Origin of the sequence: Jeotgalibaca arthritidis (assembly GCF_011100465.1) — a bacterium.
Classification (GTDB): domain Bacteria; phylum Bacillota; class Bacilli; order Lactobacillales; family Aerococcaceae; genus Jeotgalibaca; species Jeotgalibaca arthritidis.
Window position 1 is genome coordinate 1,777,684 of record NZ_CP049740.1, and the last position, 12,900, is coordinate 1,790,583.

At 37.5% G+C, this 12,900-nt stretch carries 13 protein-coding genes; 10 read left to right on the plus strand and 3 right to left on the minus strand.

Annotated elements, in window-relative coordinates:
- Nucleotides 1-20: 20 nt before the first annotated feature.
- The 5 genes from G7057_RS08965 to pepF all read left to right on the plus strand — a co-directional run bounded on the left by G7057_RS08965 (nt 21) and on the right by pepF (nt 5,585).
- Complete coding sequence (locus G7057_RS08965; RefSeq protein WP_166162959.1) at nt 21-1,136, plus strand: lactate oxidase; 1,116 nt, start codon at nt 21-23, stop codon at nt 1,134-1,136.
- Between the two features lie 221 nt (nt 1,137-1,357).
- Complete coding sequence (locus G7057_RS08970) at nt 1,358-1,999, plus strand: adaptor protein MecA (RefSeq protein WP_166162962.1); 642 nt, start codon at nt 1,358-1,360, stop codon at nt 1,997-1,999.
- A gap of 141 nt (nt 2,000-2,140) precedes the next feature.
- Entirely contained in the window at nt 2,141-2,560 is a 420-nt protein-coding gene (locus tag G7057_RS08975) for an HIT family protein (RefSeq protein ID WP_166162965.1), read from the plus strand.
- Nucleotides 2,561-2,630: 70 nt separating this feature from the next.
- The gene (locus G7057_RS08980) at nt 2,631-3,695 is read left to right on the plus strand and encodes a competence protein CoiA (protein ID WP_166162968.1); all 1,065 of its coding nucleotides are present in this window, start codon (nt 2,631-2,633) and stop codon (nt 3,693-3,695) included.
- 75 nt (nt 3,696-3,770) lie between these two features.
- On the plus strand, nt 3,771-5,585 hold the full coding sequence (pepF, locus tag G7057_RS08985) for an oligoendopeptidase F (protein ID WP_166162971.1): 1,815 nt from the start codon (nt 3,771-3,773) through the stop codon (nt 5,583-5,585).
- Nucleotides 5,586-5,861: 276 nt separating this feature from the next.
- Here the strand turns inward: pepF and G7057_RS08990 are convergent, their stop codons facing one another.
- Together G7057_RS08990 and G7057_RS08995 are read right to left on the minus strand one after the other, a co-directional pair.
- Nucleotides 5,862-6,557 carry a DsbA family protein gene (locus tag G7057_RS08990; RefSeq protein ID WP_166162994.1) on the minus strand — a complete coding sequence of 232 codons (696 nt, stop codon included), beginning with the start codon at nt 6,555-6,557 and terminating at the stop codon, nt 5,862-5,864.
- Nucleotides 6,558-6,820: 263 nt separating this feature from the next.
- The gene (locus G7057_RS08995; RefSeq protein ID WP_166162997.1) at nt 6,821-7,414 is read right to left on the minus strand and encodes a CYTH domain-containing protein; all 594 of its coding nucleotides are present in this window, start codon (nt 7,412-7,414) and stop codon (nt 6,821-6,823) included.
- Between the two features lie 158 nt (nt 7,415-7,572).
- Between G7057_RS08995 and G7057_RS09000 the strand changes: the two genes are divergently transcribed.
- From G7057_RS09000 to mgtE, 5 genes are all read left to right on the plus strand, one after another.
- Nucleotides 7,573-8,214, plus strand: a complete 642-nt coding sequence (locus tag G7057_RS09000; RefSeq protein WP_166162999.1) for a GTP pyrophosphokinase — start codon at nt 7,573-7,575, stop codon at nt 8,212-8,214.
- A gap of 12 nt (nt 8,215-8,226) precedes the next feature.
- Nucleotides 8,227-9,033 (plus strand): NAD kinase, encoded by an 807-nt coding sequence (locus G7057_RS09005; protein WP_166163002.1) that lies wholly within the window; start codon nt 8,227-8,229, stop codon nt 9,031-9,033.
- Nucleotides 9,034-9,053: 20 nt separating this feature from the next.
- Nucleotides 9,054-10,013 carry an NAD(P)-dependent oxidoreductase gene (locus G7057_RS09010; RefSeq protein WP_166163005.1) on the plus strand — a complete coding sequence of 320 codons (960 nt, stop codon included), beginning with the start codon at nt 9,054-9,056 and terminating at the stop codon, nt 10,011-10,013.
- 83 nt (nt 10,014-10,096) lie between these two features.
- A complete protein-coding gene (locus tag G7057_RS09015) occupies nt 10,097-11,035 on the plus strand; it encodes an RluA family pseudouridine synthase (protein WP_166163008.1) in 939 nt (312 codons plus the stop codon).
- A complete protein-coding gene (mgtE, locus tag G7057_RS09020) occupies nt 11,010-12,383 on the plus strand; it encodes a magnesium transporter (protein WP_166163011.1) in 1,374 nt (457 codons plus the stop codon). The genes G7057_RS09015 and mgtE overlap by 26 nt, the downstream gene beginning before the upstream one ends.
- Before the next feature lie 35 nt (nt 12,384-12,418).
- Here the strand turns inward: mgtE and G7057_RS09025 are convergent, their stop codons facing one another.
- Entirely contained in the window at nt 12,419-12,853 is a 435-nt protein-coding gene (locus tag G7057_RS09025; RefSeq protein WP_166163014.1) for a GNAT family N-acetyltransferase, read from the minus strand.
- Nucleotides 12,854-12,900 lie beyond the last annotated feature (47 nt).

Genomic DNA, 12,900 nt, shown 5'->3' on the forward strand with positions numbered 1-12,900 from the left:
AAAAAATGGAGGAATTAATTATGACAATCGAACAAACAATTAAATATGAAGCACCAACTGTTGTGCAAGATATTGAAGTCGTTAATACGTATGAATTGGAAGACCGCGCACGTGAAGTGGTTCCTGCAGGAGGATTTGGCTATATCTCTGGTGGATCGGGTGATGAATATACATTAAGACAAAATACAAAATCTTGGAATAACAAAGGGATTGTACCGCGTGTATTAGCAGACGTTGAAAATCCAGACCCTTCAACATCAATTTTAGGACATGACATTAAAGTACCATTCATTATGGCACCAATCGCTGCTCATGGTTTAGCCCATGAAACAAAAGAAGCAGGAACTGCAAAAGGTGTATCAGAATTTGGAACAATTATGTCGATTAGTGCTTATTCAGGTGCTAAATTTGAAGAAATTGAAGAAGGATTAAATGGTAGTCCACGTTGGTTCCAAATCTATATGAGTAAAGATGACGAATTTAACAAAAATATTATTGATGAAGCAAAAGCAGATGGTGCAACTGCCATTATCTTAACAGCTGATGCAACATTAAGTGGTAACCGTGAGACAGATATTCGTAACAAATTTGTTTACCCATTCGGTATGCCAATCGTTTCTCGTTACCTAACGGGATCTGGTAAAAATATGTCATTGAATAATATCTATTCACAATCGAAACAAAAAATTAATCGTGATGATGTGAAGTTCTTGAAAGAATATTCTGGATTGCCTGTCTTTGTTAAAGGGATTCAATCACCAGATGATGCCTTGATGGCAATCGGTGCTGGAGCTGACGGAATTTGGGTTTCTAACCATGGTGGTCGTCAATTAGATGGTGCACCAGGTTCATTTGAAACACTAGAAGGCATTTCAAAAGCAGTTGCGGGTCGTGTGCCAATCGTCTTCGATAGTGGTATCCGTCGTGGCGAACATATCTTTAAAGCACTAGCAAGTGGTGCAGATATCGTTGCCATTGGTCGTCCAGTTCTTTACGGACTAGCTCTAGGTGGTTGGAAAGGTGTTCGCTCAGTTCTTGAATACTTTGAAAAAGATTTGAAACGTGTGATGCAATTAGCTGGAACACAAACCATTGAAGATGTTAAAAATACAACTTTATTTGATAATAAAAACTAGTCCAATAGTCGAAAAAGGGAACCTGCACCTAGGTTCCCTTTTTTGATGCTTAGTTAGAGTTGACATCATTAAGACTTTCTTAAAGTAAGCAGCTTCATTGCAAAAGGTCAGCGCTTATTGTATAATTTTAATTTGTACAGCTAGATAGAAAAAGAGATGAATCCATTCTCTTTCACTAGCTATTAGGGTACAATAAGAACAAGGAAAAGAGGTGTGGCATTATGGAAATGGAAAATATTAATGAGAATACCATTCGTGTTTTGATTGAAAATGAAGATTTAGAAGAACGTGGCATTACCTTTTTAGATCTCTTAGGTAATCAAAAGCAAATTGAAAGTTTCTTTTATAGTATTTTGGAAGAAGTCGATGTCGAAAATCAATTTCAAGAAACAGATGCCATTACATTCCAAGTGCTGCCTAAAGGAAATGGACTTGAACTGTATATTAGTAAGGGTGAACACGATGATTTCGATTCATTTGAAGGTTTTGACCCAACAGAACAAGTCATTGACTACATAAAAAAACACACAGAAGCAACTGATAAAGACGACAAACCAACTGAAGTAGAACAACCAAGTCACTTAGAAATAACAACTGAATTTTACAATTTTGAAAACTTTTTAGAAGTATCAAAACGTCTCGTATTAGAGAGTGGTACATCACAACTTCATTTCTTTGAAGGCTATTATTTCTTAACAATAGACTTCCATTTAGATGAGATGATTGAAACGGATTTAGAAGCGCAATTAATGATTTTAGCTGAATTCGGTGACGAATCACCACTAACGAAAGAAGTCCTCTCAGAATACGGACAAGTTGTTATGAGCGACGACGCATTAAATACAGCAAGACAATATTTCTAAAAGAGCAGCTGAGCTGCTCTTTTTTTATTGACGAAAAGCTCTCACAGTCTAATTTAAAATGAATAGCCTTTTTTCAGTCAACTCGATTAAACGCTTACTATGTTATAATGCAATAAAAATTGATAGTTGGAGGCTGGAAAAATGGTTGATCAAAATTGTGCATATTGTGTAGAAGGCGAATTACTAGCAGCATTTGGGTATCCGTGCGCTGAACTGGACCACAGCAAGGTTTATATTTTTAAAGAACAAAGTCATAAAGGACGTGTCATTGTCGCTTCGAACCAACACGTTAGTGAATTGACAGAACTAAGTGATGAAGATAGAAATGGCTTCTTTAGCGATGTTGCTAAGGTTGCTAACGCTCAACACCAAGCCTTCCATCCAGATAAAGTAAACTACGGTGCCTATGGTGACACAGGTCATCACTTACACTTCCATCTTGTACCAAAATACAAAGATGAATTTGAATGGAATGCACCATTTGCTATGAACCCAGGTCAAGTGACCTTAACAGATGATGATTACGAAGCATTAGCTGAAACACTTCGCCGTTACTTATAATCCAAAAACGACATTCCTAAAAAACGGGAATGCCGTTTTTTTGCGGATATATAAGTAGGAGGGTGAGTCTATGATATATGCAGAAACCGCAAACGGCTTAAAAATAAAAGCAGGAGACGCCAGCAATCAGCAATCGTTCAGATGTCCAGGCTGTAAATCACCTGTCTTTCTGAAACAAGGGCAACTAAAAATAGCCCATTTTTCCCATTACCAACAGTCTGACTGCCGACAATTTTCAGAAGGAGAAACCGCCACTCATTTATTGGGTAAAGAAGTGATTTATGAATGGCTAGTTAATCAAGGGTTAAGTGTCGAACTAGAAGCATGGTTGCCCAAATTACAGCAGCGTCCGGATTTACTCGTCACCACAGTAGAAGGCAATCAGATTGCGATAGAATACCAATGCAGTCCCATTTCCTATGGGGATTTATTGAAACGGACAAGTGGCTATGAAGAAAATGGTTATCAAGTCATTTGGATATGTGGACCAAATTATCAATTGAAGAAACGATTGAAGAATAGTCATTATTTATTTTTACGTCATCATAAAAGGAGATTTCATTTCCTATATTTTGACAGTCAATCCAGACATCTCTATGTTTATGACCATGTTCATTACAATCAGCATAACCATCTCGTAGCGGTTTGTTATCGTTATTCCCTTAATAGCTTGTCATGGCAAGTCTTTAAAGAACTTTATCAAACAGGGAGTAGGCGGACTTGCTCAGATCAACAAGATAAAAAACGTTATTACTTGTCTGACTATAAGCGGATGGCTTTATTAAGACAGCAAGGAGAAGAAAATAAAGCATTTTTAGAGCAGTTGTATTGTAATCGTCATTCATTAGCCGACTTACCGAACTGTCTCTTTTATCTCCCTACTAAAACACTTTGCTTGCAAGAATCTGCCTACATTTGGAAGTATCACGTCTTGTGTGAGTTTGAAAAAAAGGGCAGCATCACATTGTCAGATTGGACTATTATTCTAGAAACATTAACAGTTTTCCAAATGCCTTTTATTTCAAAAGAAGTGTTGGAACAGCCATTTCAGACCTTTATGGCTGATTTAGTGGCTTTAGGTTATTGTGCTGGGGTGGCTGAAAATGTGTGGCAGCAGAAAAAGCGCTTTTTTTAATCATTTATTTTTAATATTTTACTTAGAATATGATAAGATTATAGGAGTGAATCATTATTTTGAGGAGGAACGTGAATGTCAGAAGTTAAAAAATTATCAAAACGTCATGAATTAGCTGAAGAAACAACATGGGATTTAAGTGCCATTTTTGAATCTGACGCGGTTTTTGAAAAAGAATTAGAAGAAATAACAGAGCTTGCTAAGGAAGTGAAGGCTCTTCAAGGAACGGTTGGGGAAAGTAGCCAAGCTTTATTAACGGCTATTGAAGCGATCTTAACGGTTAACCAAAAACTTGAGCGTGCTTACGTTTATTCTCATTTAAAAAATGACCAAGATACAGCTAACAGTACTTACCAAACCTTGCATGACAAAGCAGTTGCAGTGTTGACGCAAGTGAATGAAGCAAGTTCATGGTTTAATCCAGAAGTATTGGCTATTCCAGAAGAGACATTGAAAGCTTATATGACAGAAAATGATGGGTTGAATGCTTATCGTCATATGTTGGAAGATTTAACATCTCAACGCGATCATGTATTGTCTGCAAGAGAAGAAGAATTACTAGCTGGAGCTGCTGAAATTTTCTCAGGTGCTAGCCGTACATTCTCTATTTTAAACAATGCTGATATTGAGTTCCCAACTGTTAAAGACGAAGAGGGCAATGATGTGAAATTGTCTCATGGTCTATACGGTAAGTTAATTGAAAGTTCAAACCGTGAAGTCCGTGAACAAGCCTATAAAGCCTTATATAAAACATACGATGGCTTGAAAAATACGTTTGCAACAACATTAGGAACTCACGTTAAAGCGCACAACTATCAAGCTAAGGTTCGCAATTTCCCGTCTGCTCGTGCAGCAGCATTGGCAAACAACAACATTCCCGAAAGTGTTTACGATACACTATTAGATGTTGTGAATAAAAATCTGCCGTTGTTGCATCGTTATGTGGCATTGCGTAAGAAATTATTGAATGTGGATGAGTTATATATGTATGACATGTATACGCCACTAACAGGGGAAGCGCCAATCAAGTACAATATTGAAGAAGCGAAAGAAAAAACTTTGGACTCGTTACAACCACTAGGTGATGATTACCAACGTATTTTGAATGAAGCCTTTGATAACCGTTGGATTGACTGGTATGAAAATGAAGGAAAACGCTCAGGTGCGTATTCTTCTGGTGCCTACGATACAAATCCATACATTTTGATGAACTGGCAAGATTCATTAAACCAATTGTATACATTGGTTCATGAGCTTGGTCATAGCGTTCACAGCTACTATACACGCAATAACCAACCGTATGCTTATGGGGATTATTCTATTTTCCTAGCTGAGATTGCATCAACAACTAACGAAAATATTTTAACGGACTATTTGTTAAAAACACAAACAGATCCAAAAGTACGTATTTATGTATTGAACCATTACTTAGATGGCTTCAAAGGAACTGTTTTTCGTCAAACACAGTTTGCTGAGTTTGAGAATTATATTCACCAACAAGCACAAGCAGGCGTACCGTTGACACAAGATTTCTTAACAGACTATTACGGTAACTTAAATGCACGTTACTATGGTCCAGCAGTAGAACGTGATGAGCAAATTGCTCTAGAGTGGTCACGTATCCCTCACTTCTACTACAACCACTATGTGTACCAATACTCAACAGGATTCTCTGCAGCAACAGCATTAGCTAAGAAAATCATTGATGGAGAAGAGGGTGCGCTAGACAAGTATATTACTTACTTGAAATCTGGTAGCAGCGATTACCCAATCGAAGTTATGAAAAAAGCTGGCGTGGATATGACACAAGCGGCTTATATTGAAGATGCTATGAAAGTCTTTGAAGAGCGTCTAAACGAGTTAGAAGCGTTAATTGAAGCTGAACTGTAATAAAAAAAGAAACGCAGGGAGCTGGGGATTTTCCCCAGCTCTTTTTTGTCGAGATGTAAGAGACAGTCTGTTTGAAGTGGCCTGTATCTTACATTTCAAGGTAAAAGTGTGCGATACAGCTCAATTTTTGAAGCTGTATCGCACACTTGAGTAAATGAAAAGGAGCTGAAAAAATTCAGCTCCTGAATAAAATAAACATTGCAATGAAACAATCAGAATTTTGATTGTTTCATTGCAATGTTCTTATTTGAGACTAGTTTTTTTGCCAGAACCCTTTTACTTGATAACTCTTAAGTAGTCTTTGCCGATGGCATGGACATTCTTTTTTTGGAGGAGTTTGTTGTGTTGCTGGTTTTGAATACCTAAATGATGTAGGGATTCTTCAATTAAATCGCTAGACAACTTGTCATCGATGAGCACACCGTAGTTTTGATTCATACTATCAAAGATGACCAAAGAGGGTGTTCTAACAATATTCATTTCTTGCGCAATACGTTGGTCTGATTCATAAGCACTCTTCACAAATTCTGAATTCTTATCTTCAAAAAACATATCAACATCTAACCGCGCACCTTTTGCAACAGTAGCTAATAAGTCGTCACTGTATTCAATGGGATTAGTTGTTAGTTCCTTTTGAAGTAATAACAGAAAATTTCTTCCACGCTTTTTACCTTGCATGAGGGCAGCCTTGTAGGCGAGACAAGCATCATATATGGTATGGTAAGTCTGGTTACGAAGTTGTAAATTATTAGAAGGTAGATTCATTCTTTTCATATAATGAGAGACAGTGTTGAAGTTATGGAAAGTGACAAAACGGAAATGAATTTTAATATCCGTCAACTTATCAATAATCTTCAAGACTTCTTGTTCTGCTCGGTAGCATTTTAACCCAATAGGATTAACAAAAAGATATACTTCATAAATTTTCGGCGAAGAAGAGAGAGCATGAACGGCATTTTGATTTCTGTACATAATATCCCTTCTTATCACTTTATTTTGAACAAAAAGGCTCTTTCGTCCTTTATTCACTACCTATTATAATCGTAATAGTAAACAAAAGTAAAATATCTTGCTTTTCTTACTTTTACTAAGAAGGCAGACGTTCACACATTCGTCAAAATGAGCACATAAAACTTTCTAATGCGCAATATAACAACAGGTAATAGAGTTAAACAAAGCTAATAAAAGTAAACTTAAGTTCATAAAGACGCCAACTATTCAGCTGGCGCTCTATTTTACTCTGCTTTTTCGCTGTTTGGGTATTGAAGAGCGCGTTGTATTTTTTGAGTGGTCTTTCTCTTTTTGATTTCATGGTGGGTTAAGAAGGTGTTAAAGAGGATTAATCCTTTTTCTAAGTCTTCTGTTTCAAATTCGAGTTCATAATCTTTTTGATCTTGGTAATAACTCTTGTCTAAAAAGTAAACGCCACCCTCACCAGAGAACGTATGACGAACGGTTGATAATTGGCCAACTGGTTTTAATCGATCAAGATCGATGGTTTCCTTTTTTAACATGGAAGCGACATGACCAGCATTTTTGATTTTTTTATCTGAAATCAATTGGTTTGCTTCAACCAAAGAAAGGGCGTCCGTAATTTCTAGCTGTTCGTTTTCTTGAAGGAGAACTTTTAACGTCAGTTCTGCATCGTCATCATACGTTCGAATTCTTAATCCCATTTTTAAGGATTGTAGTTGGCGATCATCGGTATCGTAATAAGTGTTGGTTTGATGGATAGCCGCTGACTCATCTAATTGGTAGTGGACCAATAGTTGTTCGTATTCTTCTTTTGTTAGTAAATTTTTAAATTCTTTTTCAATTTGTGTACTCATGACAGCTCCGTCCTTTCTGTGTAAGCCTAGCTAAATAGTATCACATAACTATTAAGATAGTAAAAAGATTACATTGAATCATCTTCTGTTTCAGGAAAAGAATGAATTATGTTAAAATACTAATGATAGTTAAAAACTGATAAATAAGGTGTTTGAGTATGGAAAATAAATTTGTAACAGATTGGGATTCCTTTCTTGCTCCCTATGAACAAGCAGTTGAGGAATTGAAAGTAAAGTTAAAAAGTATACGAAAACAGTACCGAGATAATCAAGAACACGCACCAATAGAATTTATTACTGGAAGAGTAAAGACCAAAGAAAGTATTTTAGAAAAAGCGGAAGTGAGAAATATCCGCCTTGATCGTTTGGAAGAAGATGTTCAAGATATTGCTGGCATTCGAATCATGTGTCAGTTTGTTGATGACATCCATGAAGTTGTTAAATTATTAAAAGCTAGAAATGATTTTAAAGTGATTATCGAACGTGACTATGTGACTAACCGCAAAGAAAGTGGTTATCGTTCTTATCATTTAGTGATTGAATATCCTGTCCAACGTATTATGGAAGAAAAAGTTATTTTATGTGAAATTCAAATTAGGACTCTTGCGATGAATTTTTGGGCAACGATTGAACATACCTTAAACTACAAGTACAAGGGCGAATACCCAAAAGAATTGCATAACCGATTAATTCGTGCAGCAGAGGCTGCCTTCCTATTAGATAATGAAATGTCAGAAATTAGAGAAGAAATTAAGGAAGCCCAGTTTTATTTTAGTGATAAGAAAAAGAATATCAATTAGAGGTGTTTGAGCATGAAAGTCGCGTTGGTTAATAACCATACAGCTGAATCCATAAAATTGGCTGAAGAATTTTTAAGTAAAATAAAGGCCAAAGGAATTCAATTAGATGATGAAAACCCAAACTTGGTTGTCACCATTGGCGGAGACGGCACGTTATTATCTGCTTTTCATAAGTACCAACATTTACTAAGTACTGTCCGCTTTGTTGGGGTTCATACGGGTCATCTTGGTTTTTATACGGACTGGCGTGACTATGAAATCGATGATCTTATTGAAAGTTTGGAGCACGATCGGGGCGAGAGCGTGAGTTATCCGTTACTCGATATACGAATTGACTACCGTGATAGCGACCAATCAGACAGGTTAATTGCATTAAACGAAGCTGTTCTAAAGAAAGTTGATGGCACAATGGTCTGTGAAGTTTTCGTTAAAGATGAATTATTCGAGACCTTTAGAGGAGATGGCCTTTGTGTTGCGACACCAACTGGTTCAACGGGTATCAGTAAATCATTGGGTGGAGCAGTCATTCACCCACGTACCGAAGCCATTCAGCTAACAGAGATGGCCTCTGTTAATAATCGGGTCTACCGAACTCTCAGTTCACCGATGATTATTGCTAAAGATGAATGGATTGTCGTGAAACCCATTGAAGAACATGGGCTCATTGTGACGGTTGACCATCTGACTTTCCGTGATAAACATATTGAAAAACTAGTTTACCGTGTAGCAAATGAAAAAGTTCATTTTGCCCGTTATCGCCATATGCATTTCTGGAATCGTGTTGAAAATGCCTTTATTGGGATTGCTAACAAGCGTTAATTGAAGAGAGGATGATTGGTTTGTCAGATAAGCCACTATTACTGTTAATGACTGATTTAAAAAATCATCATATAAAAGAACTAGAAGACTCGTTAGCGGGTTTTGAATTAATTAGGACCATTCCTGATGATAAACGTCAGTTATCTCGTATTGAGATTGTCGTTGGGTGGACAAAAGAATTGACCGAGCTCTGGCAGCAAGGTGATTTAATATCTTTAAAATGGATTCAAGCGATTTCTGCGGGTGTGAATTCATTACCTTTAGATAGCCTAAGAGAGCATGGTGTTATGTTAACCAATGCTTCTGGCATCCATAAAGATACGATTAGTGAGCATGTCATTGGTCTAATATTATATCATGCACGCTCGTTTAATCAGATCAAACTGAATCAACAGAATAATCATTGGGATCAAGCGATTTCTGTTCAACAATTAGAGGGTAAAACGGCTATTATTTTTGGTATTGGAAATATTGGACGACGGCTAGCAACTTTACTAAAAGCTTTTGGGGTTCACACAATCGGTGTGAATACGAGAGGTAACAAAGTAGCAGAGGTTGATCAGACTGTTTCTCAAGAAGAGAGCAATCGCTATTTAGAACAAGCTGACTATGTTATCAATATTTTACCACAAACTGACGAAACAAAAGGTTTCTTTAACAGCGACCGCTTTAAAGCTATGAAAAAAGGAACAGCTTTTTTTAATGTAGGTAGAGGAAACGCCGTTGATACGGAGGCCCTATTAACCGCTCTAGATTCAAACCAGCTCGCTTTTGCAGCTCTCGATGTCTTTGAAACAGAGCCGTTAGAAGCGGACAGTCCATTGTGGCAACACGACCGTATTTTTATTACCCCTCACGTATCTGGGATGGTGGAACATTTTCGTGATGCTCTCTTTTCAGTTGTTGGCCCTAATGCCCAAGCTTATGGTGAAAATGGAAAACCAAGCTTGAATATGGTAGACTACGAGAAACGTTATTAAGAGAAAAATAAACGCTTAAACCTGCTGATCTGTTAGTCCGCAGGTTTTATTTAATGAAGCAATGAGAAGTGGAGCAAGTTAATGTGATTTATGAATGGCACTACGACGATGAACAATCAATTCTATTACGTACTTTTTTAAGAAATCAAGGCATTTCCAAGCGCCTATTAGCAAAAATAAAATTCCATGGCGGCGAAATTCGCCTCAATAATAAAACCGAAAATGTATTGGCCAAATTACAAAAAGGAGATCATATCTGGGTTCAAGTTCCGGACGAAGGGGAGCATGAAACGACAGTGCCAGTTGATATTCCGATTGCGATTGTGTATGAAGACGACCACATTTTAATTGTTGATAAACCAGCTGGTGTGGCATCGATTCCCTCTCGTAAAAATCCGCATCTGTCTATGGCAAACCGTGTAAAAGGCTATTACAAAAGACAGAATTATGCTGATCAAGTCATTCATATTGTGACACGACTTGACCGAGATACAACAGGGTTGATGCTATTTGCAAAGAACCGTTATACCCATGCGCTTATGGATCAGCAATTACGAAACAAAACGATTCAAAAGTATTATTATGCTCTAACGTCACCTTATAATCGCTTAGAAGAAGAGCATGGCTTTATTAATGCTCCTATTGCTCGAACTGATGATTCAATTATTACCCGGCAGGTGAAAGAGGGCGGGAAAGATGCCTTAACTGAATATTGGACAGCTAGAAGATACCGAGATGGTCATCTTTATCGGATTCAGCTGCATACGGGACGGACTCACCAAATTCGCGTACACTTCACCCATATGGGAGCACCGTTGGTTGGTGATTCGTTATACGGTGGCCCTGATAATGACATTGTTAAGCGTCAAGCCTTGCACTGTAAGGCGTTAGTATTTAATCATCCCTTAACGGGAGAAAGATTGACAATTGAAACTGATTTTCCAACTGATTTTAAAGATTGGTTGGCACAAGAAGAAGAGAAAGAAGGGAGATCATATGATGGAACCGCAATACGAATTTGATTTGGAGCTAGAGACTAATCACATTCAATCAGTCCTAGACTTAGATGATATGGAGGCTTTTCGAGAAACTTTTTTTAGCTATCCACTCTATGACCAAGCCCAGGTTTATCGTAATCTACCCTCTGAGAATCGTTTGAAAATTTATAACTACCTCTCACCTAAAGAAATTTCAGATATGTTTGAAATTCTGGAGGAAGATGTCGAATCCATTGAAGTTTATATTTTAGAGATGAATAAGCAGTATGCCGCTGATATGTTGGCCAATATGTATACCGATAATGCGGTTGATATGTTGAAACAGCTTGAACCTGATATGGTTCCCAAATATTTACGTTTAATGGATGATGAGCAAGCTGCCCACTTACGTGAGGTCTTGGTCTATGAGGATGCTACAGCTGGTGCGATTATGACAACGGAATATATTGCCATTAAATCAAATCAGACTGTTCGTTCTGCTATGGCAATTTTAAAGAGTAAAGCACCTGAAGCGGAAACGATTTATTATATCTATGTCATTAATAATAAAGAGCAGTTGTTGGGGGTTATTTCCTTACGTGACTTAATTATTTCTCACGAGGATCAGATGATCCATGATATCATGAGTGATCGTATCGTCCGAGTTAATGTGGATGACGATCAAGAAGATGTTGCTCACGTTGCTCGTGACTACGACTTCCTAGCATTACCGGTTGTGGATGATAATAATGTTTTATTAGGTATTATTACAATTGATGATATTATGGACGTTATGCACGAAGAAGCGACTAGTGACTATTCTGGTTTGGCTGCCGTTGACGTTGATGAAACAACGCTCAATCCGTTTCGTGCGGCATCCAAACGTTTGCCGTGGTTGATTACTTTATTATTTTTAGGAATGGGAACATCCACTCTAATTAGTCAATATGAAGGGTTGATTGCTAATGCGGCTATTTTATCAGTCTTTGTGACGCTGATTACTGGGACAGCAGGGAACGCAGGTACCCAATCGCTAGCGGTTGCCGTTCGTAAAATCGGTTTGCCAGATGCAGAAAAACGTAGTTGGTTAGCTGTTGTTATTCAAGAAACAATGACAGGCTTAATCGAAGGTATCATTACCGGAGCGACAATTATGTTGGTCGTTGGCATTTGGCAGAAAAGTTTTCTATTAGGTGGGATTATTGGCTTCTCTATGATGGTTGCCATTACCGTTGCCAACTTAGCAGGAAGCTTAATTCCGATTTTAATGGATAAATTAGGATTTGATCCTGCCGTAGCAAGCGGACCATTTATATCGACCTTTAGTGACTTAACGAGTGTTTTGATTTATTTTAATATCGCTAAGCATTTTTTAGTTATTTTAATGAAATGATGAAAAAGGAAGTGGGACTAGTTCCACTTCTTTTTTCATAAGCTTTTTTCCATATCGTAGTGAGGAATTCCTGCTTCTAGGTACTCATCGCTGTTAATCACATAGCCTAATTTCTCATAAAATGGAATAGCATAGCTTTGTGCACCAAGTATAAAGCGCTCACCACCAAGTTCTTTTCCAGCTTGCTCAAGGGCTAACAACAAATGGTTACCATAATGTTTCCCTCTCTCTTCAGCTAAAACAGCTACACGCTGTACTTTAAAAGACTTGTCGTCTAATTGATAAAGTCTTGCAGTTGCAACTGCTTTATCATTTTGGTAAGCAACAACGTGTAAACAGGCTGCCTCATTTTCATCTATTTCAATGTCTTCTGGAACGTTTTGCTCTTCTATAAAGACAAGTCGTCTAATCATAATTGAGTCTTGATAGGTTGACGATTGTGTATCTCGTGTTTGTTTGAAGGCTAGCATAGCAATCTCCTTTTCAAAAATCTGATGATTATTATGGTAACATTAAT